At 72.0% G+C, this 23247-nt stretch carries 15 protein-coding genes and 1 pseudogene; 7 read left to right on the forward strand and 9 right to left on the reverse strand.

All coding sequences use genetic code 11. The annotated features are described in order from the left end of the window. A complete protein-coding gene (locus E0H26_RS01245; protein ID WP_131299763.1) occupies window positions 1-981 on the reverse strand; it encodes a zinc-dependent alcohol dehydrogenase in 981 nt (326 codons plus the stop codon). A 95-nt stretch (window positions 982-1076) separates the two neighbouring features. Here E0H26_RS01245 and E0H26_RS29705 point away from each other — a divergent pair. Beyond that, a pseudogene (locus E0H26_RS29705) lies at window positions 1077-3623 on the forward strand (CDP-alcohol phosphatidyltransferase family protein). Between the two features lie 30 nt (window positions 3624-3653). Here E0H26_RS29705 and E0H26_RS01260 read toward each other — a convergent pair. From E0H26_RS01260 to E0H26_RS01270, 3 genes are all read right to left on the reverse strand, one after another. Next, the gene (locus E0H26_RS01260) at window positions 3654-4763 is read right to left on the reverse strand and encodes a ricin-type beta-trefoil lectin domain protein (RefSeq protein WP_131299769.1); all 1110 of its coding nucleotides are present in this window, start codon (window positions 4761-4763) and stop codon (window positions 3654-3656) included. Between the two features lie 181 nt (window positions 4764-4944). After that, window positions 4945-5985: a TRM11 family SAM-dependent methyltransferase gene (locus E0H26_RS01265; protein WP_131299772.1), complete on the reverse strand. Its 1041-nt coding sequence runs from the start codon at window positions 5983-5985 to the stop codon at window positions 4945-4947. A gap of 71 nt (window positions 5986-6056) precedes the next feature. Next, window positions 6057-7241, reverse strand: coding sequence for a snapalysin family zinc-dependent metalloprotease (locus E0H26_RS01270; protein WP_131299775.1), 1185 nt, complete (start codon window positions 7239-7241; stop codon window positions 6057-6059). 228 nt (window positions 7242-7469) lie between these two features. On the opposite strand from E0H26_RS01270, the gene E0H26_RS01275 reads away from it, so the two are divergent. The 4 genes from E0H26_RS01275 to E0H26_RS01290 all read left to right on the forward strand — a co-directional run bounded on the left by E0H26_RS01275 (window position 7470) and on the right by E0H26_RS01290 (window position 11158). Further along, entirely contained in the window at window positions 7470-8039 is a 570-nt protein-coding gene (locus tag E0H26_RS01275; RefSeq protein ID WP_131299778.1) for an AMIN-like domain-containing (lipo)protein, read from the forward strand. Between the two features lie 98 nt (window positions 8040-8137). Then, window positions 8138-8818, forward strand: a complete 681-nt coding sequence (locus E0H26_RS01280; RefSeq protein ID WP_131299781.1) for a response regulator transcription factor — start codon at window positions 8138-8140, stop codon at window positions 8816-8818. Between the two features lie 13 nt (window positions 8819-8831). Beyond that, complete coding sequence (locus tag E0H26_RS01285) at window positions 8832-10247, forward strand: sensor histidine kinase (RefSeq protein WP_131299784.1); 1416 nt, start codon at window positions 8832-8834, stop codon at window positions 10245-10247. Then, entirely contained in the window at window positions 10244-11158 is a 915-nt protein-coding gene (locus E0H26_RS01290) for a Gmad2 immunoglobulin-like domain-containing protein (RefSeq protein WP_131299787.1), read from the forward strand. The genes E0H26_RS01285 and E0H26_RS01290 overlap by 4 nt, the downstream gene beginning before the upstream one ends. A 27-nt stretch (window positions 11159-11185) precedes the next feature. On the opposite strand, the gene E0H26_RS01295 is transcribed toward E0H26_RS01290, so the two are convergent. After that, entirely contained in the window at window positions 11186-12166 is a 981-nt protein-coding gene (locus tag E0H26_RS01295) for an ion transporter (RefSeq protein WP_131299789.1), read from the reverse strand. A gap of 220 nt (window positions 12167-12386) precedes the next feature. Here E0H26_RS01295 and E0H26_RS01300 point away from each other — a divergent pair, with 220 nt between their 5' ends. Continuing rightward, window positions 12387-13148 carry an NPP1 family protein gene (locus tag E0H26_RS01300; RefSeq protein ID WP_240741950.1) on the forward strand — a complete coding sequence of 254 codons (762 nt, stop codon included), beginning with the start codon at window positions 12387-12389 and terminating at the stop codon, window positions 13146-13148. A gap of 12 nt (window positions 13149-13160) precedes the next feature. On the opposite strand, the gene E0H26_RS01305 is transcribed toward E0H26_RS01300, so the two are convergent. Then, window positions 13161-17951 (reverse strand): CHAT domain-containing protein, encoded by a 4791-nt coding sequence (locus E0H26_RS01305; RefSeq protein WP_131299795.1) that lies wholly within the window; start codon window positions 17949-17951, stop codon window positions 13161-13163. A 211-nt stretch (window positions 17952-18162) separates the two neighbouring features. After that, a complete protein-coding gene (locus E0H26_RS01310; RefSeq protein WP_131299797.1) occupies window positions 18163-18777 on the reverse strand; it encodes a TetR/AcrR family transcriptional regulator in 615 nt (204 codons plus the stop codon). Between the two features lie 136 nt (window positions 18778-18913). Here E0H26_RS01310 and E0H26_RS01315 point away from each other — a divergent pair, with 136 nt between their 5' ends. Then, the gene (locus tag E0H26_RS01315; protein WP_131299800.1) at window positions 18914-20143 is read left to right on the forward strand and encodes an acyltransferase family protein; all 1230 of its coding nucleotides are present in this window, start codon (window positions 18914-18916) and stop codon (window positions 20141-20143) included. Here E0H26_RS01315 and E0H26_RS01320 read toward each other — a convergent pair. Both E0H26_RS01320 and E0H26_RS01325 read right to left on the reverse strand, forming a co-directional pair. Next, window positions 20117-20863 (reverse strand): DNA alkylation repair protein, encoded by a 747-nt coding sequence (locus tag E0H26_RS01320; RefSeq protein ID WP_131299803.1) that lies wholly within the window; start codon window positions 20861-20863, stop codon window positions 20117-20119. The two genes, E0H26_RS01315 and E0H26_RS01320, sit on opposite strands and share 27 nt — an antisense overlap. A gap of 40 nt (window positions 20864-20903) precedes the next feature. Further along, window positions 20904-23225, reverse strand: a complete 2322-nt coding sequence (locus E0H26_RS01325; RefSeq protein WP_165521726.1) for a LamG domain-containing protein — start codon at window positions 23223-23225, stop codon at window positions 20904-20906. Window positions 23226-23247: the final 22 nt, after the last annotated feature.

Genomic DNA, 23247 nt, shown 5'->3' on the forward strand with positions numbered 1-23247 from the left:
TCACTCCCCGTCGTAGGTGATGAGATGGCAGAGCGCGGGCAGGCTGCCGGCGCTCAGTCGGGCAAGGACGTCGGGCAGTTCCGCGAACGCCGACCGCCCGGTGATCAGCGCGTCGAACACCGGGTCGGCCAGCAGGTCGAGGGCGAGCGCCAGCCGGTCGGCGTACCCACGGCTGCTGCGGCGCGCGGGGGCCACCATGCCGACCTGGCTGCTGCGGATGGTCAGCCGTCCGGAGTGGAACGCCGCGCCGAGGGAGAGCTGCACCTGCCGGTCGCCGTACCAGCTCAGTTCGAGCACGGTGCCCTCGGCGGCGAGCAGGTCCAGGCCGCGTTGCAGGCCGGCGGCGCTGGCGCTGGCGTGCACCACCAGATCCCGGCCCCCGCTGGCCGCCTCGGGTACGGCGAAGTCGATGCCGAGCGCGGCGGCCACCTCGGCCCGGGTCGGGTCGGTGTCGACCAGTTCCACCCGGACGCCGGGGAAGCGGGCCAGCAACGCGGCGACGGCGCAGCCGACCATGCCGCCGCCGATCACGCTGACCCGGTCGCCGAGCAGCGGTGGCGCGTCCCAGAGCGCGTTGACCGCCGTCTCCACCGTGCCGGCCAGCACCGCGCGGGCCGCCGGCACCTCGTCCGGTACGACGGTCACCGCGTCGGCCGGCACCACGTACGCGCTCTGGTGCGGGTGCAGGCAGAACACCGTCCGCCCGCGCAGGTGGGCCGGCCCCTGCTCGACCTCACCCACGCTCAGGTAGCCGTACTTGACCGGGGCGGGGAACTCGCCCTCCTGGAACGGGGCGCGCATCGTCGCGTACTGGCTGGGCGGCACCTTGCCGGCGAAGACCAGCGTCTCGGTACCCCGGCTGACCCCGGAGAACCTGGTCCTCACCTGCACCTCGTCGGGGCCCGGCTCGGGTAGCGTCACCGGGCGGATCTCCCCCTCACCGGGTGCGCGGAGCCAGAAGGCGCGGGCGGCTCGCGTCACCGGCAATTCTCCTCACCTGCGTCCGGACCGAACCGATCCGTCATGTTTTCCGTACTTCCCTCACAGGGGTCGTCGATCATAAACACGGAGGCACGGTGTCCACAGTTCGAACCGGTCCGCAAATCGGGCTGATCGTCCAGATTGTCCTGCTGGCCGGGCTCGCCGCGACCGTCGGCCTCGGCGTCGCGGGCTGGCTCGCTGGCCTGGCGTACGGTGCCGTGACCTGCCTGGCACTGGTCCGGGGGCTGCGGCACGCCGACTCGGCCCGGCTCGGCCCCGCCGACTGGGTGACCATGGGCCGGGGGCTGTTGGTGGGCGGGGTGACCGCGCTGGTCGCCGACGCGCTGATCGCCGGTCGACCGGCGCCGGTGGCGGTGCTGGTCGTGCTGACCACGGTGGCGTTGGCGTTGGACGCCGTGGACGGCAAGGTGGCCCGGCGTACGCGCACGGCCAGCGCGCTCGGCGCCCGCTTCGACATGGAGGTCGACTCGGTCCTGGTGCTGGTGTTGAGCCTCTACGTCGCCCCGTCGGTCGGGGTCTGGGTGCTCGCCATCGGCCTGATGCGGTACGCCTTCCTCGCCGTGAGCTGGGTGCTGCCCTGGATGGACGCGCAACTGCCGCCCCGGTACTGGCGTAAGGTGGTCGCCGCGGTCCAGGGGATCATGCTCGCCGTCGCCGCGTCCCAGGTGCTGCCCGGGCTGGCGACGACGCTCCTGCTGATGCTGGCGCTCGGTCTGCTGGTCGAGTCGTTCGGGCGGGACGTGGCCTGGCTGTGGCGGCAGCGCGCCCCGCGTACCGTCGCCACGATCGTCGTCGCGAGGGTGCCGCTCGGCGTCCGCCCGCTCGACCGGATCGAGGAACGCGACCTGTCGACCGCGCCCGTCCTGTCGCTGCGCTGACCTGGGAGAAACCAGTTGTCGATCTCCGACCCGGTGCTCGCCACGGGCACCGACGAGACCACCCGCACGGGCGAGCGGAGCACCGTCGCCCCGACCACCGTCGACGCCAGCACCGACGAGGCGTCCGGCGCACCCGGCGGGTCGGTGAGCCGACGCCGCCGGGTGCTGGCCGGGGTGCTGACGCTGCTGGCCGCCGCGCTGGTGCTGGCCGCGTTCACCCTGCCCAACCAGCCGTGGCGGATGCAGCCCGGCGCGTTCCTGCGGATTCCGCTGGAGGCGCTGCTGCTCGCCGCCCTGCTGCTCGCACTACCCGGCCGGCCCCGCCGGGTGGTCGCGGTGTTCGCCGGCCTGCTGCTCGGTCTGGTGGTCATGGTGAAGATCGGCGACCTGGGTTTCTACTCCTCCCTGGGCCGCCCGTTCGACCTGGTGCTGGACTGGTCCCTGCTGGACGAGGCGTTCAGCTTCGTGGCCGAGTCGATCGGTCGACCCGGTGCGATCGGCATCGCGCTGGGGGTCGGGCTGTTGCTGCTGGCCGTGCCGGTGTTGACCGCGCTGTCCACCGTGCGGTTGTCCCGGCTGCTGGTGCGGCACCGCACCGGCAGCACCCGGGTGGTCGCCACGCTGGTGGTGGTCTGGGCGCTGCTCGCCGCTTTCCAGGCCCGGATCGTGACCGGGGTGCTGGTGGCCGACACCAACGCCAGCGCTCTCGTCCACGACCACGTGATGGAGGTACGCGAGCGGATCACCGACCGCGCGGCCTTCGTGGCCGAGGTGGGGCGGGACCCGTTCCGGGACGTCCCCGGCGAGCAGTTGCTGACCGGCCTGCAGGGCAAGAACGTGTTGATCGCCTTCGTCGAGAGCTACGGCCGCGACGCGGTCACCGACCCGGAGTTCGCGTCCGTCCAGCGGCTGCTCGACGAGGGCACCGGCCGGCTGGCGGCGGCGGGGTTCTCCTCCCGCAGCGGGTTCCTGACCTCACCGACCATCGGCGGCGGCAGTTGGCTGGCGCACGCCACCCTGCTGTCCGGGCTGTGGATCGACAACAACCAGCGGCACAAGAGCCTGCTCGCCAGCGACCGGTTCACCCTCGGTGACGCCTTCCAGAGCGCCGGCTGGCGTACGGTCGGGGTGATGCCGGCGGTCAACCAGGCCTGGCCGGAGGGCCAGTTCTACGGCTACGAGCAGTTCTACGGCGGCCCGGACCTCGGCTACCAGGGCCCGCGGTTCGCCTTCTCCCCGATGCCCGACCAGTACGCCATCAACGAGTTCCACAAGCGCGAACTGGCCGGGCCCCGGGACCGTCCGGTGATGGCGGAACTGGCGCTGGTCTCCAGCCACTCCCCCTGGACCAAGGTGCCGTCCCTGGTGGACTGGGACGACATCGACGACGGCGAGGTGTTCCGCAAGGGCATCATCGGTACGCCGACGGCGCAGGCCCGCACCGGTTACCGGCACGGGGTCAGCTACACCCTGCGTACCCTGATCTCCTACCTGGAGACCTACGGCGACGACGACACCGTGCTGGTCTTCGTCGGTGACCACCAGCCCGCGCCGGTGGTCACCGGGGACAACCCGAGCCCGGACGTGCCGGTCCACCTGGTCGCGAAGGACCCCGCCGTGCTGGAGCGGATCGCCGACTGGGGCTGGCAGGAGGGCCTCACCCCGGATGCCGACGCCCCGGTCTGGCCGATGGACGCCTTCCGCGACCGCTTCCTCACCACCTTCGGCCCGCAGGCCGGCTGAGGCCGGAGCCGGCGGCGGCGTGGTGAGCGCCTACCGCCGGCTCCACTGTTGGTTGGCCTGGCCGTTGCAGGTCCAGAGGACCAGCCGGGTGCCGTTGGCGGTGCCGGCGGCGTTGGCGTCCAGGCAGAGGCCGGACTGTACGCCGCTGATGGTGCCGTTGGCGTTCACGTTCCACTGCTGGTTGGTTGCGCCGTGGCAGTCGTAGATGGTGACCCGGGTGCCCGGGGTGGTGCCGTAGCCCTCGGCGTCCAGGCACTTGTTTCCGTAGACGGTCAGCGCCCGGCCGGACGTGTGGGTCCACTGCTGGTTGGTGCCGCCGTGGCAGTCCCACAACTGGAGTTGCGTGCCGTTGGCGGTGCTGTAGCCCGGCACGTCGAGGCACCGGCCGGACTGGGCGCCGACGATCGCGCTGGTCGCTGCCCCGCTGCCGGGGGTGCCGATGCTGCCGGGCACCGACTGGAGCGCGGTGTACCAGACCGCGGCCATCTTGTCGTAGCCGGTGGCGGTCGGGTGGATGCCGTCGATCAGGTCGCCGGTGGTCAGGGCGGCGTGCATGTTCACCAGGTGTACCCGCTTGCCCGCGTTCACCTTGCTCTGCACGATGCCCGGGATCGCCGCGTTGAAGGTGCGTACGGCCGCCGCCTGGTTGGTGTTCGTGAGCGTGATGATCTGCGCGACGAAGACCTCGGCGTTGGGGGCGGTGGTGGTGATGCGGTCGATCAGGGTGGAGAGCCGGTTGGGCGCGGTGCTCACGTTGTAGTTCTGCAGGATGTCGTTGGTGCCGATGTGCAGCAGGACGCTCTGCGGTCGCTGGGTGTTCAGCCAGCCGACGATGTTGGCGTCGATCTGGTCGATGCGCCAGCCGGGATGCCCCTGATGGTCCCGGTCACCGAGGCTGGCCGGCCCGTTGAACTGCGACCCGACGAAGTCCACGGTGTATCTGCCGTTGACCAGGCGCTGCCAGAGGCCGATCCGGTATCCGCCCGGGATCTGGGTGCCCTCGGTGATGGAGTCGCCGAGCGGCATCACCCGCACCCCGCCGTTGGACTCGGCACCGGCGGTGCCGGGCACCGTCGCCACGCCGAGGGCCACCAGACCGAACGCGGCGATCATCGCGAGCCATCGTGCCCTCGTACGCATCATCGACTCCTGCCACGGAAAGATTGGTGAACGTTAACAACGACGTTAATCGATTGTTACGGTCCCACTCGTAGCAGTCAACCTCGACCCACCGCCGTAGCCGCCGCAGATCTTGGTACGAAACAGCCCCCATGAGGGCCCCCATGAGGGCTGTTTCGTACCAAGATCTTCGAGACAGCACCTAGGCCGGTTTGCGGGCCACCAGGACGTCGCGGACGATCGCCTGGTCGACCCGGTGGGCCAGGCCGCGCCAGGGGGTCTCGTCCATGACGGTGAGGCCGGCGGCGGCCAGGTGTTCGGCGGCGGCCTCCCGTCGGGCCACGTTGGTGTTCCAGGAGATGCCGAGGGCGCCGCCGGGGCGCAGCAGCCGCGCCCAGCCCGGCACGGCGGCGGCGAGCAGCGCGAGCGGGTCACGGGCCAGGCCGTCGGCGGTCCGGCTGCCGTGCTGTACGCCGTACGGCGCGTCGGCCACCACCAGGTCGACGCTCTCCGGGCGGAAGAACTCACCGGCCCGGGTGGTGTCGGCGCTGACCACGTCCACCGTCTGCACGTCGCCGGCCTTGTGCGCCTCCTTCGAGGCGGCCACCTCCAGCCGCAGCCGCCGGCCGACCACCTTGCGTTCCCGGCGTACCGGCCCGGACTCCAGCACCCGGTGCTTGACCCGCTTGCGCTTGAGCCAGGTGGTGAGGAACGCCTGGTACGCCTCGAAGTCCTTGCTGTCGCGGTCCAGGCCGGCGGCGTGGAAGCCGTACATGATCGCCTGGTTGACCGTGGTGCCCCGGCCGCACAGCGGGTCGAGCACCCGGAACCGCCGGGTCAGCAGGTCACCGGCCCAGTCCGAGGCGAGCAGCGTCACGTTGAGCAGCAGCTTGGTGAACTGCTCGTTGGTCTTGCCCGGGTACTTGAGGATGGTGATCAGGTCGTCGTCGAAGCGGTCCAGCCGGGTCAGCGGCACCGGGCGCAGCAGATCGCCGACGAACTCGAAGAGCGCGTACGCGCTGGACAGGTTGCCCAGCAGCGCCACGTCCCGCTCGCTGAGCCCGCCGTCGACGTCGAACGTCACGTAGGGCACCCCGCCGACGGTGGCCGTCTCCACCGCCCCGATCCGCCCGCCGAGCACCGCGGCACCGAAGATCTCCAGTTCCGCCCGCGTCAACTCGACCGCCGCCCCCGAGTACACCCGGTTGCTCGAAGGCAGGATCAACACCCCATACCGATTCACAGCGAGCCACTATCCCATGCCGGCGGCCCCCGCCTGCGCGCACCATCGGCACAGGCGGGGGAACCGCACTGTCAGGCGGGGAGGCCGCCGACCTGGGTGTTGATCCAGGAGCGGATCGAGGACAGGTCGCCGTAGATGGACGGGCCGGTGGCGCAGGTGGCGTTGTTGTTGCCGGCGCGGCTGGTCGCGCCGATCACGTTCCACACGCCGTTGATCCGGCGCACCTGCGGGCCACCGGAGTCGCCGTAGCAGGCGCCGGAGTTGCCGTTCGGGTTGTTGGTGCAGATCTCGTACGTGGCGTTGATGCCACTGCACCGGCTGTCCGCCACGATCGAGGTGTCCAGCTCGTACGCGGTGGTCGGCGCCGTGCCGCAGCCGCGCACCGGGCAGGTCAGCCCCCAGCCGATGATCCGGGTGGCGGTGCCCACCGCACCCGAGGAGGTCGGGATCGGCGCGGGTGCGTAGCTGACCGAGCTGGACAACTGGAACAGCTTGACGTCGATGGTCGGGTGGTTGACCGCCCGACTGACGCCGACCACGGTGCCGCCGCTGCTGCGGTTGACGCTGCCCACCCGCACCGACGACGGGGTCGAGCAGTGCTTGGCGGTGACCACCCAGTTGGACTTGATCAGCGTGCCGGTGCAGCCGGAGGTGTAGACCAGCCAGGGGTAGTTCTCGGTGGCCGGCCGACCACCGACGACGAAGGTGCCGAAGTCGGCGTCCTCGGTCCAGGTGTAGGTCCCGGTGACGGCTGACGCGCGCAGGCTGCCGGCGAAGAGCTGGTTGACCCGGTTCGCCTCGGTCGTGGTGGGGTTGGCGTTGGTGCAGGAGACCGGCGCGCTGCTGCCGGACATCAGGTCGGAGCAGAGGCCGGTACGCAGGTCGGGCAGGCCGAGGATGTGGCCGAACTCGTGGCTGGCGATCCGGGTGCGGTGGTAGCCCTGGTTGACCGCCTGCCACCCCATCCAGATCCGGCCGGAGCCCAGCCCGGTCACCTGCGCCCGGGGCCAGCCGTCGTCGACCAGGATGGTGACGCTGGCGGGCGTGCCGGGCACCAGCCGGACGTTACTGACCCGGCTGTTCCAGATCTGGGCGGCCTGGTCGAAGTTGGTCCGGAACTCGCCGGCCCGGCTGGCGTCGTAGTAGACGGTCCGGGCGGCGGAGGCGCTGGCGGCGGTGGCCACCTGTAGCCCGGTCGCGGCCAGCGCCGCCGCCAACGCGACGGTGGCCGCGCGTAGCAGTTGTCGTCGGATCATCACGCACTCCCCTGCGGGTACCCGCGGCGCATCGACGCGCCGCTATTGATGTGCGTGAATATTAGTAGCAACCACTCAATAGATGTCATCGCGGAAGCGTCATACCGCCCGGCCGCCGTTACCCGGCTGTTACGTCCCGGTGAGGCCACGGTGGCGGAGCGTGTCGACCGTGGACTCCACGAGCAACGCCGGCCCAGGTGGGCGGGCGGCAGCGGAGAGGAGACCACGATGCGGATCAGCAGAACTCTCGCCGCCCTGGCGGTGGCGTGCACCACGCTACTGGCCATGGCCGGCACCCCCACCCCGGGCACGGCGGCGACCGGCGCGCCGTACTGCGGGATCACCTGGGGCAGCGCGGACAAGGACGCCGGCACGCTGAGCGGCGCACCATTGATCGAGGTACGCACCGGCCGACACGACTGCTTCGACCGGGTGGTGTTCGAGTTCGACGGGGCGGTCACCGGCTACGCCGTCGGCTACGGCGAGACGTACACCGAGGGTGAGGGGCTGGCGCTGTCGCCGTACACCGCCGGGGACGCACTGTTGCGGGTCTCGCTGCGGGCGCCCGGGTACGACGGCGAGCACGTCGCCACCGTGCCGTACCGGGTCGGCGAGCACGCGGCCACCGTGCTGCGCTACCAGACGCTGCGTGACGTGGTCTTCGGCGGCAGCTACGAGGGCTACAGCACCTTCGCCGTCGGCGTACGGGCCCGCCTGCCCTTCCGGGTCCTCGTCCTGACCGGCCCCGGCACGCACAGCCGGATCGTGCTCGACGTGGCACACCAGTGGCAGCAGTGACCGACCACGGGGACGGGTGTCCGGCGTCGGTCGGCCACCCGTCCCCGACCGTCACGCCGAGCGACGACCGGGGCGGCCAGGACTACCCTGGGTGCATCATGGATGGCCGCGTGCTGGTGGTCGAGGACGACGCCTCCATCCGGGAGGTCACCGCCCTCGGGCTGCGCCGCGCCGGCTTCCGGGTGGACACCGCCGCCGACGGGCGGCAGGGCCTCGCCGCCTGGCGGGCCGGGTCGGTCGACCTGATCGTGCTGGACGTGCTGCTACCCGGGCTGGACGGCCTTCAGGTGTGCCGGGAGATCCGGCGCACCAGTTCCGTGCCGATCCTCATGTTGACCGCCCGTACCGACACCATCGACGTGGTGGTCGGGCTGGAGTGCGGCGCCGACGACTACCTTCGTAAACCCTTCGACCTGCCCGAACTGGTGGCCCGGGTGCGCTCGCTGCTGCGCCGCTCGGTCAACCCGCCCGAACCGGGCCCGCTGCGCGTCGGGCGCCTGGAGCTCGACCCGGGCGCCTTCGTGGCCCGCCGGGACGGCCACGAGTTGCCGCTGACCGCCACCGAGTTCCGGCTGCTGCTGGAGTTGGCCCGCCGGCCGGGGCAGGTCTTCACCCGCGAACTGCTGCTGGAGCGGGTCTGGGAGCAGGGCTACCTGGGCGACAGCCGGCTGGTCGACGTGGCGGTGCAGCGACTCCGCGCCAAGATCGAGGACGATCCGGCCAACCCGCGACTGATCCGCACCGTACGCGGTGCCGGCTACAAGCTGACCCCCGGTTGAGCGGGCGGCGGAGATGGCCACGGACCCGGTACGCCCCGGCCGGCTGCGCCGCCGGCTGACCATCGCGTTCGTGCTGGTCGCCGGGGTCTCCGCCGGGGTACTCGCCGGCGGGTCGTACCTGCTGCTGCGGCAGGCCCGCTACGACGCCTCGCTGCACGCCGCCGCGGCGGACGCCCGGTACCGGCTGGTGCTGGCCGGGCAGTTCCTTCCGTTGACCGAGCAGCGCCGCGCGGAGCTGCTCAGCAGCTACGAGGGCAGCGGTCGGCACGTGGTGCTGGTCGCCGGGGATGTCTGGCCGTCGCATCCGGCGTACGCGCCGCCGCTGGACGAACGGCTCCGGGCCAGCGTCGCGGAGGGGCAACTCGGCTACCAGCGCAGCGGGCCGACCCGGCTGCTGGTGGTGGGCGGGCGGATCCCCGGCTCCACCGCCGAGCTGTACGTGATCACCGACGAGGAGCACGTCGCCGCCGGCCTGGACCAGCTCCGCAACGCCCTCACGGCCGGGTGGGTGCTGGTGACGCTGCTCGCCGCCGCGGTCGGGCACACCCTCGCCCGGCGCACCCTGGAGCCGGTCGGCCGGGCCAGCCGGGCCGCCCGGGCGATCACCGAAGGGCTGCTGGCGACCCGGCTGCCGGTGCGGGGCCGGGACGAGTTCAGTGCCTGGGCCGCCTCGTTCAACGAGATGGCCGAGGCGTTGGAGGCGAAGATCGCCGCGCTGCACCGCGCGCAGGAGCGGGAGCGACGCTTCACCGCCGACGTCGCGCACGAACTGCGTACCCCGGTGACGGCTCTGGTGGCCGCGGCCTCGCTGCTCCGCGACCACCTCGACCAGCTGCCCGGCGACGCCCGGCGCGCCGGTGAGCTGCTGGTCGGTGACGTGATCCGGTTGCGGCGGCTGGTGGAGGACCTGATGGAGATCTCCCGGTTGGACGCCGGGCAGGAGGCCGTGGCCCGCAGCGACGTGGACGCGGCGGCGCTGCTGCACGCGATCGTCGCCGCTGGCGGCTGGCAGCGTCAGGTGACGGTCGACGGCGCCCCGGTACGGGTCCGCACCGACGCCCGCCGGTTGGAGCGGGTGCTGGGCAACCTGATCTCGAACGCGGTACGGCACGGCGGCGGCGAGATCACCACCCGCGTCGCCCGGGTCGGCACCCACGTCGTTTTCGAGGTCGACGACCAGGGGCCCGGCATTCCCGCCGAGCACCTGCCGCGCGTCTTCGACCGCTTCCACAAGGTCGACCCGGCGCGTTCCGGTGGTGGGAGCGGGCTCGGCCTGGCCATCGCCCAGGAGAACGCCCGGCTGCTCGGCGCCCGACTCACCGTGCACAGCGCCCCGGGCACCGGCACCCGGTTCCGCCTCGACCTGCCCGATCACGCCGACGACGGTGCCGATCCAGGCGACCAGGTGCCACCCGGCGGTGCCGGATGAGCGGGCCGGCGCATCGTGCTCGGAACCGACACCTGGTCGCGGCGGTGGCGGTACTGCTGCTGGCCTCGGGCTGCGCCACGTCGCGGGTCGGCTCGCTCGGCCCGGCGCCCACCGCCGGCACACCGACACCGAGCGCTTCCACCTCGGCCGGCCCCGGCATCCCCGGCCCGTCGGCCAGCACCGCACCGGCGACGGCCGGCACCGCCGCACCGGCACCGCCGAGCGCCGGCACCCCGACCACCAGCCGCCCGACGAGCCTCACCCTGGAGCTGTGGTACGTCCGGGCCGGGCTGCTCGTGCCGACCCGCCGGACCCGACCGGCCACCGTGGCCACCTCCCGCCTGGCGCTTGACGAGTTGGCCGCCGGACCGACCCGCACGGAGGCCGACGCCGGCCTGGTCACCCTGCTGCCCGACGGGGCGCAGGTGAGCCGGATCGCCGCCGGGGTGGCCACCGTACGGCTGCCCGAGGCGCCCGACGCGGCGACCGGCCGGCTGCGCGAGGCGCAGGTGGTCTACACGCTCACCCAGTTCGGCACCGTTCGGCGCGTCGACTTCGGCACCGCCGCGCCCACCGGCCGCGCCGACTACGCCGACCTGCTGCCGCCGGTCGTGGTCACCGAGCCGGTCATCGGGGCGCGGGTGACCAGCCCGATCACGGTCACCGGCAACGCCGACGTGTTCGAGGCGACGGTCAGCGTCCGGGTGGTCGACGCCGCCGGCCGCCAACTCGCCACCGGCTTCACCACCGCCACCTGCGGCACCGGCTGCCGGGGCAGCTACCGGCTCACCATCGGCTACCGGCTGGCCCGCGCGCAGTCCGGCACCATCGAGGCGTACGAGGTGTCGGCCGCCGACGGCTCGCGCACGAAACTGGTCGCCGTACCGGTGACGCTCGCCGCCACCGGGTGACGCCCCGGAGCCGCGGCGTCGACGTGGTCACCTGCGCCTGCGGCGCCCTCGGGTACGGGACCGCCGATCGGTGCGGGGCTTCGGCAGTACGAGCGTGCCGACCTCGGCGACCGGGGGCGCCTCCGGCGGGGCGGTGGCTGCCGGGCCGACCGGGACGGGTTCCGGCAGCCGCCGTTCGAGGTCGGTGATGATCGCCTGGACCCGGGCCAGCTGCTCACGCACCGACGGCTCGTCCTCGGCGTGACCGCTGGTCGGACGCCCGGCCCGCTGCGCGGCGACCTGCTCGTCCTGGTGCGCCTCCTGCAGGGCGGTCAGCACCAGGCCCACCAGCAGGTTGGTGAGCAGGTAGCAGGCGGCCACCATGTAGGAGACGTAGTACAGCACCGCCCACTCGGTGACCTCGCGGCCGGCCTGGAGCGTGTCGGTGATGCCGTCCAGCGACAGCAGCAGGAACAGCGTGAGCATGGCCTGCCCGACGGTGCCGTACTCCTCCGGGTACGCGGTGCCGAACAGCATCCAGCCCAGCATCGCGTACCCGTACAGCAGCAGCGCGGTGACCAGCAGGAAGCTGCCCAGGCCGGGCAGGCTGCGCCGGATGCCGACCAGGATCACCCGCAGACTCGGGAAGAGCCGGAACGCCCGGACGATGCGGGCCAGCCGCAACAGCCGCAGCAACGTCACGTTCTCCCGTACGCCGGGCAGCAGCGGAGCGGCCACGATCAGCAGGTCGAAGACGTTCCACCGGTCGCGGAAGAACCCGCCCGGTGCCGTGGCGTGCGCGCCGAACCGCATCAGCAGTTCCAGCACGAACAGCGTGAGGCAGGCGTACTCGACCGCGCGCAGCGCGGTGCCGGCGGTCGCGACGAGGTTCCCGTACGTCTCCAGGCCCAACGCCACCGCGTTGACGATGACCACCGCGAAACTGGCCAGGTTGAACCAGGGTGCGCCGACGACGACACGACACCGTGCGGCGAGCCGGTGCAACGAACCACGGACAGTGCGCGTCATGCTACTCCTCGACCGGCTCACGACCGACGGCAGCCTATGACATCCCGGGACAGGACGGGCACGCGGACCGCCCACATAGGACGCATCCCTGGTCACCACGGCGCGCCGGAATCCGGGCGGTCGTCGACGGCCGCCCCGCCGGTTGGTCGTGAGTCGTTCTCGCGTTTCCTCTTGACCTCGATCCCGGGGCCGTGAGATACAAATGCCCATGCTTCGATGGATGCGCCGCGCCCTACCGACGCTGGCCGGGCTGGTCGCGCTCGGGATCCTCGTCCCCGCCACGCCGGCCTACGCGGACTCGCTGCCCAACCTGCCGCACCACGCCGGTGGGTACGAGTCGTCCTTCTCCCCCGCCTACGACTACGACACCGACGGCTGCTACGCCGTCTCGGCGATCAGCCCGGACGGCACGATCAACGGCGGGCTGCGTACCACCGGGGCCATCAACGACAACTGCCGGGACCGCTCCGACCTGGACATGTCGCAGACCTACGCCCGGTCGAAGTGCAACAACGGCTGGTGCGCCATCGTCTACGCCAGCTACTTCGAGAAGGACCAGGCCGTGCACGGGAGCGGCCTCGGCGGCCACCGGCACGACTGGGAACACGTCATCTCCTGGGTCGACCAGGCGGCCAACCGGGTCGAGTACGTCAGCACCACCCAGCACAGCAGCCAACGCACCTACCCACGCGCGCAGGTCCGATTCGACGGTACGCACCCGAAGGTCGTCTACCACAAGGACGGCGCGTCGACGCACTTCTTCCGGCTGGCCAACAACAACGACGAGCCACCGGAGAACCACTACGGCACCTGGCACTACCCGCCGGTCGTGGACTGGAACGGCTGGCCCAGCACCGAGTTGCGCGACCGGCTCATGGCGGCCAATTTCGGCGCCGCCACCATCAAGATCAAGGATGGCTCGTTCGAGTACCTGCTGAACGCCGCCAAGCCGGCCGGAATTGCCTTCAACCCGTACGGCTGACCCGGTCTCCCGTCACTCCGCGCCGGCCTGCTCCGCCTCGGTCTGTTCCGCGCCGGAATCGAGGCGCTCGATCTTGCGGATGAGCGCGCCGAGATGCCGCTGCGAATCGACGTTGCCCGAGCCGTCGACCAACTGCTGCCGAATTGCCAACGCGGTCGTCAAATGCTCCCGCGCAGCGGCCGGATCCCCTACCGACTGCGCCACCTCACCCAGCCGCTCATGGCTGATCGCCAGGTCGCGCTGCCACTGCACGTTGGCCGGATCGGCGGCGGCGAGCCGTTGGGCGATCGCCAGACCGGCCTCGAAATGCTCCTTGGCCGCCGCCAGGTCCCCCTCCTCCACCGCCACGTCACCCAACCGGTCCCGGCTGATCGACAGGTCCCGCTGCCACTCGGCATTGGCCGGATCGGCGGACGCCAGCCGCTGCGCGATCACCAGCCCCGCCTCGAAATGCTCCTTGGCACCCGCCAGATCCCCCTCCTCCACCGCCACGTCACCCAGCTTGTTCCGGCTGATCGACAGGTCCCGCTGCCACTCGGCATTGGCCGGATCGGCGGACGCCAGGCGCTGCGCGATCACCCGGCTCGCCTCGAAATGCTCCCGGGCGGCCGTCACCTCCCCGGCCAGTCGGGCCATCTCCCCCACCCGGTTGTAACTGACCGACAGGTCACGCTGCCACTCGGCATTGGCCGGATCGGCGGCCACCAGCCGCTGCGCGACCACCAGCCCCGCCTCGAAGTGCTCCCGGGCAGCGGCCAGATCCCCCACCAGTCGCGCCACCCCGCCCAACTTGTTCCGGCTGATCGACAGGTCCCGCTGCCACTCCGCGTTGGTCGGATCGGCCGCGACCCACCGTTGCACGATCGCCGCCCCGTCCTCGAAGTGCTCCCGGGCGCTGACCAGATCCCCTACCGCCACCGCCACGTCACCCAGCCGGTTCCGGCTGATCGCCAGGTCACGCTGCCACTCGGCGTTCGCCGGATCGGCGGCCACCAGCCGCTGCGCGACCACCAACGCGGCCTCGAAATGCTCCCGCGCGGCGGCCAGATCGCCCACCGCCACCGCCACCTCACCCAGCCGGTTCCGGCTGATCGACAGGTCCCGCTGCCACTCGGCGTTCGCCGGGTCGGCGGCCACCAACTGCTGCCGAATCGCCAGGGCCGCCGCGTAGTGCTCCCGGGCGTCGGCCAGGTCACCCACCGTCATCGCCACATCGCCCAGGCGGTCGTGACTGACCGACAGGCCCCGCCGCCACTCGGCGTTGGCCGGATCAGCGGCCACCAACTGCTGCCGGATCGCCCGAGCCGCCTCGAAGTGCTCCCGCGCGGAAGCCCCGTCGCCCACCAGCCGCGCCACCTCGCCCAACCGGTTGTGGCTGACCGACAGGTCACGCTGCCACTCGGTGTTGGCCGGATCGTCGGCGACCAGCCGCTGCACGATCGCGGAGGCGGTCTCGAAGTGCTCGCGGGCGCCGCTCAGGTCCCCGGCCGCACTCGCGATCTTCCCCAGCCGGTCGCGGATGACCGCGGGCCGCTTCTGCCACCAACTGTTCGACCGGATGCTGGCCTCATCGGCGGGGAAGGTCTGCAGTGCCGACTCGAAGTGCCGGCGGGCGGTGTCCAGGTCTCCGATGTCGGTGGCGAGATCGCCCAGGTCGACCAGCAACACCGACAGATCGGCCAGGTTGTGATCGCTGAGCGGATCAGCCGCGATCCGCTGGTCGATGTTCTCCTTCATCTGTTCCAGCAGCCCACGGGCGCTACGCAGCTCGCCGGCCGCCCGGATCGCCTCGTACTCGCGTTTGGCGATGTAGTACCAGGCCCGTTCCGTGCTGGGGATCAGCGGACGGATCTCGGCCAGGTAGGCGCTGGCGGCCAGCACCCCCGGTAGGGCGGCGGCGACCTCGGTGGCGAGACCGGTGATCTCGTTGAACCTGCCGAGGGCGGCCAGGTGCCGGGGAATGTCGATCAGATCCTCGTACGCCATCCGACCGTTTTCGAGGCGGTTCAGCCGCATCCGCAGGGCCTGTTCGTGGCGGCGGCTGCGGTCGGGGTCGGGGCGGCGGTCGAGCAGCTCGGCGGTCCACGGGTGGACCAGGATGGTGTCGCCGGGGGCGAGCAGGGTGAGGTCGGCGAGGCGCTCGGTCTCGGCCGCCAGTTGGTCCGCGAGGGTCGCATCGGCCATGGCCTGGGCGAGGTCGTCCAGGGTCATCGGCGCGCGGCTGACCGACAGCTGTCGCAGCACCTCGCGTTCGTGGTCGGTGAGCAGGTCGAGCAGCTCGTCCAGGAGGATGTCGGCGCCGCCGAGCAGCAGGGCGTCCTCGACGGCGGCGCCGACCGGTCTGGGGCGCTTGAGGTCGATGCCCTCGCGTCGGGCCAGGTCGCGCAGCTTGTTCTGCACCTGTCGCAGCCGGGTCGGGCGCCCGCGCAGCAGGGCGTCGACGTACTCGATGAGCCGGGGGTGCCCGCCGATGGTGCGGATCAGCAGGCGCAGGTCCTCGCCGGTCAGGCCGCGCAGCGCGGGCAGCCGCAACAGCAGGCGACGCAGTTCCGCCGGGGAGAGCGGCCCGACCGGAATGGACACCAGGTAGCGGTCGTCGCCGGGCAGCGGGTACCGGCAGGTCACCAGGATCGCGCCGACGTCGGCGCCGTCGCACCAGCCGGTGAAGACCTCGTCGAAGGCGGGATCGAGGAACTGTCCACCGCCCGGGGTCAGGTTCTGCTCGAAGTCGTCGAAGACGAGCAGCACCGGCACCGTCGCCAGCAACTGCCCGACCAGCCCCACCTTGGCGGTGTCCGGCAGGTCGGCGGCGACCAGGACCGCCGCCGCCGCGTCACCGGGGCGTACGGCGTCCAGCGTGGCGGCCAGGGCGGCGAAGAGAGCGGACGGGTTCCAGCGGCCGTCGTGCACCACCGGCAGCATCCCGTCGCCGCGAACCCGGGTGGCCAGCCGGCCGGCGACGGCGGTCTTGCCGATGCCGCCGACACCGATCAACTGCACGCCGCTGATCGTGCCGTGCCGGTCTCGTGCCGACTCGGTACGCCGCAGCGCCGCCGTGCCCTCCCGCAGCTGGGTCCGGCGGCCGATCAGCTGGCCGATGCCCAGCTCGCGGACGGAGGTGCCGGAGGGCATCGCGTTGGCGGGCAGCGGGACGGGCGGACGGGCCGCCTCGATCAGCGGGCGGTCCGCGCCGGCGCACAACAGGGTCGCCACCGCGTACTCGGGCAGCGGCGTCTCGTCGGTGGACCGCCGGGCGCGCTCCACGGCACGGCGGGCCCGGGCCAGGGCACCGGCCGGATGCCGACCCGGGCCGGTGGCCAGTTCCCGGTAGAACTGGGCGAGCAACTGGGTGGCGTACCGGTCGCTGACCGTCGCCTGCATCGCCACCACCCGGTCCGCGCCCGCGTCGATCAGCCCGGCCGCGATCGCCTCGCCGCCGCCCGCGGCACCCGCGCACGACGACAGTACGATCAACGGGACCGCCGCCTTGGCATCCCGGATCGCGTTGATCAGATCCCGGCAGCGCACCTGCTGCGGGTTGCCGTCCTCGTCCTCCAACTCCACCGACGACGGTGACCCGTGTGCCGACAGGTGCAGTACGTGGTAGTCGCTCGACCGGAGCGCGGCGGTGATCTGCGACAGCGACGCGACCTCCAGGATGCGTACCTGACCGTTCGCGCCGGCGGCGAGTTCACCGACGGCGTCCAGCAGCGCCTGCATCTCCGCCTCGACGTCCAGCGGAGTGTTCGCCGTCCGGCTCTCCTCCGGTGCCGCCACCGCCGCCAGCACCCGCAACGGGCCGGGCAACCCGGTCGTCTCCGGCCGCGGGCCGGTGTCGCCGAGTTGCCGACGTACGCTGACCCCACCGATCAACGCCAGCGGGCCGAGTTCCTCGCCGCCGCTGCTGGTCAGCCGCAGCGCCTCCACCGGCACCGCCAGCGCCGGGCCGGACGCACGCCACACCACCGCCAACTCGTCCTGTGGCCGGAGCCCGGCCACCAGGTCCGCGACCAGCCGCTGTCCCGCCTCGTCGAACACCGCCCGGGTCAGCGCGCGTCCGGCGGCGAGCAACCGTTCCTGCGCGGCCTTCGGCCCCGCCGACAGCGCGGACCAGACGTTCGTCAACTCCGGAGGCAGGACGGCCTCCCGCCGGCACAGCGGCGCTTCGGCCAGCGTCACCTCGCAGGTCAGCGTCTGATCGACCACCCGCGCGTCGACCACCAACTCGGTACGCAGGCCGCTGCGGCTGACGAAGGCCGGTGGCGTCAGGTCGGCCGCCGGTCGGGCCGGCAGCGCGGGCACCCGACCCAGCGGCGGTTCCACGTCGAGCGGCTGGTCGGTCAGCACCCGCAGCAGTGCCTCGGCACCGGCCAGGGTGAACTCCTCGACGTGGTACACCGTCGCGCCCGACGGCAACATCCAGTCCGGTAGTTCGGTCGGGTCACTGCCGGGCAGCACCACGGGCAGGATGGAACGCAGGCCGGCCTTCTCGTCGGCATACCACCGCTCCATCAACTGCCGGGACTCCCAGCGCACGCCCCGGCCCACCGACGTCTCGCCCCGACCCTCACCCCGCTCGCGATAGGCCGCCGAGGCCACCAGCAACACGTACCGCGCCGCCCGGAGCTGCTCGGACATCCACGCCGGCCAGAACTCCCGCTGGGCCGCCGCGCTCAGATCGAGGCGCGCGTCAATTCCGTGCACCCGGAGCAGCGTCCATAGTCGCCGGACCGCCTCCTGATGATCAGAATCCTGATGGGCATAAGAAATCAGCACCCGTACCGGCTCGTCGGCCTCGCCCACCCGAACTCCCCAGCAATCCCAGCATGGATTTGACAGTCACCGCATCGACACAACTACCACAACACGACAACCCCGTCGCGTACGCGACTCACCTGGTGCCGATCGACTGATGTCGGCCAATTTTTTCGAGCCGGCCGGATAGTTGATTTATCGCGTGACCGACCGAAGTGGAGCGGCTGACCCGACTCATTCGGCCGTACGAAGAGGGCGGTTATCCCTCGGCGTCCGGCGTCGCTCCGAACAGCCCGTGCCGCAGCAACCGCTGGTTCGCGGCGCTGCGCCGGGCCAGCACCTGCGGGTCGAACATCGGTTGGTCCAGATTCGGCTGCATGACCGGCTCCAACAGCAGCGGCCCGAGGATCAGGCAGAGCATCTGGAACGGTGCCCACTGTGGATCGCCGTCGATCCGGCCCTCTTCGGCGGCGGCCAGCCGGTCCAGTTCGACGCGGGCGCCGGCCAACAGCCGGGCGAACAGGGCGGCGCTGGACGGGCTCTCCTCCAGCAGGACCCGGCGCAGGTAGCCGCGCAGCAGCGGATCGGCGCCGAACATCCGGGCCGAGACCGCACCGAGCGAGGCCATCAGGTCCTCGGTGCCGTCGATGTCGCGCAGCGCGGCGCCGATGCGGTCGAGGACGTCCTCGTCCACCGCCGCGCGCAGGCCCTCCTTCGAGCCGAAGTGGTGGACCACCAGCGCGGGAGACAGGCCCGCCGCGGCGGCCACCGCCCGTACCGACGTGGCCCCGAACCCACGCTCGGCGAAGAGCCGCAGGGCGGCCGCGCGCAGCCGCGCCCGCCCGGTCAGGTCCGATGCCGGCGTCGCTCGCATGCACGAACCGTATGCCACCGCGCGACCGCCGCCGGCAGCGACACCGCGCGGGCCGGTCACCTCGGGGTCATCCCCGAGGCCGACCCCCGGGGGCCACCCGATGCCAGACTAAACAGTTGTTCAGTACGTTGAACACATGAACAGCATCTCCTCGCGCGGCCCGGCGGCGTCGTCCGTGCACCCGCCTGACCAACAACCCCGGCGGCCCCACCTGCATTACCTGGACAACCTGCGGGTGGCGATGATCCTGATGGTGGTGATCCATCACGCCGCCCAGCCGTACGGGCCGGCCGACTGGTGGTATTTCCGAAGCGACCAGCGGACCGAGGAACTGGCCACCGTGTCGGCCGTCGGCGGGGCGTTCCGGATGAGCCTGTTGTTCTTCGTCGCCGCGTACCTGGTGCCCCGCTCGGTGGACCGCAAGGGCGGATGGGGGTTCACCCGTGGCCGGCTCACCCGGCTCGGCATCCCGTTCCTGGTCGGCTCCGCCACCATCATTCCGGCACTGATGTACACCTACTACGTCCAGTACCGCGGCAACCCACCGATCTCGTTCGGTCGCTATTACCGGGACGTCTTCCTCGGCTTCAGCGCCGAGCCGGCCGGATGGACCGGCCCGATCTGGCCGGACCTACAGTTCGGGCACCTCTGGTTCATCCAGAACCTGCTCGTGTTCAGCCTGCTCTACCTCGCCTGCCGGACGGTGGCCCGCCTGGTCGGCCGGTACCGGCGCCGCCCGGCCCCTGGGTGGCTGACCCGCACTCCCGGCCACCGGGCCCTGCTCGGCCTCACCCTCGCGCTGACGGTGGTCGCGTTCCTGGTCCGGATCCGCTACCCGCTCGACGAGTGGGTGCCGCTGTTCGAGTTCATCCAGGCCGAACCGGCCCGCCTGGCCCAGTACACCGCCTTCTTCGCCGCCGGAGTGCTGGCCTACCGCTACGACTGGCTGCGCCACCTGTCCCGCCGGGTCGGTTACACCTGGCTGGCGATCGGCCTGGCGCTCACCGCCGGCCTCTTCGTCACCGGTACGGACACCGCCTACTTCGCCACCGGCGGCGCCTCCGCCGCGTCGGCGTGTTGGACCCTCGTGGAGACGGTCATCTGTGTCGGGCTGAGTGTCGGGCTGCTCACCCTGTTCCGGGACGCCTTCACCGGCCACCACAAGCTCAGCCGCGCGCTGGCTGCCAGCTCCTACGCGATCTACCTGATCCATCTGCCGATCGTGGTGGCCCTCCAGTTCGCCCTCGCCGGTGCCGCGCTGCCCACCCTGGCCACGTTCGCCATCGTCTCGGCGCTTGCCATCGTGGTCAGCGCGGCCGTCGCCATACCGGCTCGACGCCTACCCGGCCTGCGCGCCGTGCTGTAGGGCAGGCGGGGTGGGCAGGCCGGTCAGGTACTCCCGGCGGCGCCGGGGTTCGAACTTCTCGATCGCGTACCGCAGCATCACCCGGGGCATGTCCCGGTGCCACCGGGTCAGGAACCGCTCGGCCGCCGCGCGGTCCCGGTTGCCCACCTCGCGCAGCATCCAACCGACCGCCTTGTGGACCAGGTCGTGCGGATCACGCAACAGCCGTTCGCCGAGCCGGAAGGTCCACTCGAAGTCACCGACCCTGATGAAGGCGAACGTGGCCATGATGGCCATCCGCCGCTCCCACACCAGGTCGGACGCGGCCAGTCGGTCGAGTACGCTGCGGTCCCTGTCGAGCAGCCAGGGACCGAGCAGGTACGGCGCGCACGAGTCCACCAGATCCCAGTTGTCGATCCGGTCGGTGTTGGCCAGCACCAGGCGGACGATCGTGTCACGTTCCGCCTCGTCGCCCCTGGTGAACCTGCGCACCAGGATGAAGATCGCCGTCAGCCGCTCCTCGTGCACGTCGCTGGTCAGCAGCGTCGCCACCTCGTCGAGGGGCAGGTCACGCCAGTACCGGCCGGCCACCCTGCGCTGCTGCGGCACGGCGACACCGATGGCCCGGTCGCCCTCGCCGTACCCGCCGGGCACCATCTGCAGGTACCGGCTCACCCCGGCCGCCCGGTCCGGGTCGGCGAGACCGGCGAGGGCGCGACGGACATCTGCGGCGGTGGCCATGACAGTGCAACCTACCGCGACCAGGTCGTGGCGGGCCGGTTCAGGACCGGTCCACGCCCATGTGGTGCAGGACGTTGCAGGTGAGCGCCTGTAGGCCCGGGTCGACCGCGAGGGCCCCCGGATAGTTGGTCGCCCCGGCGTTGAGCACCCGGCCACCCGCCGGGCGTTCCCAGTAGATCAGGTCCGCGCCGTGCCCCTGATCCGTGCCCCAGTGCGCGACGAACCGTTCGCCGTGCTCGGCCTGGGCCAGTACGGTCAGCCCGGCGGGATCCAGCGCCGGCATGCCCTGCGCCTGCGGCAGCCCGTCCATCTCGTAGCCGCTGACCGCCGGGCCGTCGTGGGAGCGGGTGCCGATCAGGTTGCCGGCCTCGACCGGCACCGGGTGCGGGTCGTGGAACAGGAAGTGCTCCGGCGCGGTGACCGTGAAGGATGCGTACGCGCTCCGGTCGCCGCTGTCGATCCAGCCCAGCGTCTCCAGCCCCAGCAGCTCGCTGGTCGGCTGCCCGAGGTGGGACCACTTGCCGCCCGGACGGCCGTCGGTGTGCCAACGCTCGCCCCACTCCTGCGGCGGCAGCCAGGCGTCGCCGATGCCCTCCCCCGGATGGGTCGTCTTGCGGGTCTCGATCACCTTGCTGTCCGGGTGGTAGCTGACCCGCCAGAACGCCGTGTTGCCGCTGAGGCAGACCACGTTCCCGCCACCGCGCAGGTAGTTCTCCACGCCGTCGCGCATGTGCTGCGTCCAGTACTCGTTGTGCCCGACGATCATCAGCGCGGCGAACCGCTCCAGCAGCGCCGGATCCGCGTCGAGTTCCACGTCGGTGATGCACTCGTAGGCGTAACCCTCCCGGGCCAGCCAGGACTCGGCGTGCCGCTCGGGCCGGACCAGGTGCTGGTGCAGGGTCGCGTCGCGCAGGTGACTGCGGTGCGCGAACGGCTGCACCCGGGGCAACGGCATCCGCATCCCGAGCTGGAAAAAGAGGCGGCCACCGAGGTTGCGGGTGTAGGCGGAGGAGGCGAGACCCGGGATGTGTACGCCGTCGGTGGCGCGGCGCGCGTACGCCGTCCAAGTGAAGGTGGCGTAGAGCAGCGCGACCGAACGTGGGCGGCGGGGCTGCGGGCGTACCACCACGAAGGGCAGTTCCAGGGGCTCGTCGTCGGCGCCGGCCAGCGTCACCCGTACGTGGTAGGTGCCGCTGTCGGCGTCTTCGGGCACGACGATCTCGGCGCCGGCCGGCCACCCGCAGTCGACCAGGTCGTCGGAGGAGAACCGGATGCAGCCGCCCCGGGTAAGGTCGGCGTCCGGGTCGTAGCCGGGTCGGCCGATGGCCGGGGAGGCCGGTGGCCCGGGAAGGTTCAGCGTGGGGCTGTTCACCAGGCTCAGGTGCCGCTCGTTGCCGCTGATGTCCATCGCGGTGGCGCCGGAGCGTTCCCGCAGCGGCCAGTGGGCGAGCAACGCGTCGGCCGCCACCGGCACGGTCGGCGACATCGCCCGGTCCTCGGTCAAGGCGATCACCTCGGGTCGGGTCAGCGCCCGCGCGAAGAGGGCGACGCCACTCACGTCGCCGTCCAACAGGTGGTCGACGAGGCCGCTCTGCGCCGCCGCACCGACCCGCACCGCCCCGGCCGTCGCCGCCCCGGCCATCGCCGCCCCGGCCATCACCGCACCGGCCGTCGCCGCACCGATCTGCGCCGCACCGGCTTGCTCGGCACCGGTCTGCTCCGCGGCACCGGTCTGGTCGGCACCGGGCGTTGCTGTTCCCTCGGCGGCGGTGGTTCCGTCGACCCAGAGGCGGACCCGGTCACCGTCCACGGTGACGGCGAGGTGGACCCATTCGCCGAGCCGGTGCAGCAGCGACGAATCGGCGAAGGTCCAGTTCAGCCGGTCGTGATGCCCGCCGTCACCGACGTAGCACCCCGGGCGGCCGTCGGCGTCGATGCCGAGCGCCCAACCGCACCGGTCCGGGTAGTCGAGGTCGCTGACGACCGCCGCCCAACTCGACGTCTCGACGGTGGCCGGCAGGTGCCACACCCGCACCCAGGCCGACACCGTGCGCGGACGGTCGACCGGCGTGGCCACGCCGTACGAACCGGGGTGCACGTCGTGGCGGTTCGCGGTGGGCGACGACGCCCGCGCCAGCCAGGTCACCTCGGCCCGGTCCGCCGCGTCGTCCGGCGCCGGCAGCAGCAACGCGTCGCGCCCGAGGCGTCCCACCGCGACCTCGTACGCCGCCGGAGCGCAGAGGTGCACCCGCAGTGTCTCCCCCGGGCGTACGCCCAGCGGATCGACGTAGCCGGTCAGGCCGGCGACCCGGACCGGCCGGTGCGCGGGCGCCCGGTGACCGCGCCGATCGCCCAGCCGCACCGTCCACGCACCGGCCGTCCCT

Origin of the sequence: Micromonospora zingiberis (assembly GCF_004331455.1) — a bacterium.
Classification (GTDB): domain Bacteria; phylum Actinomycetota; class Actinomycetes; order Mycobacteriales; family Micromonosporaceae; genus Micromonospora; species Micromonospora zingiberis.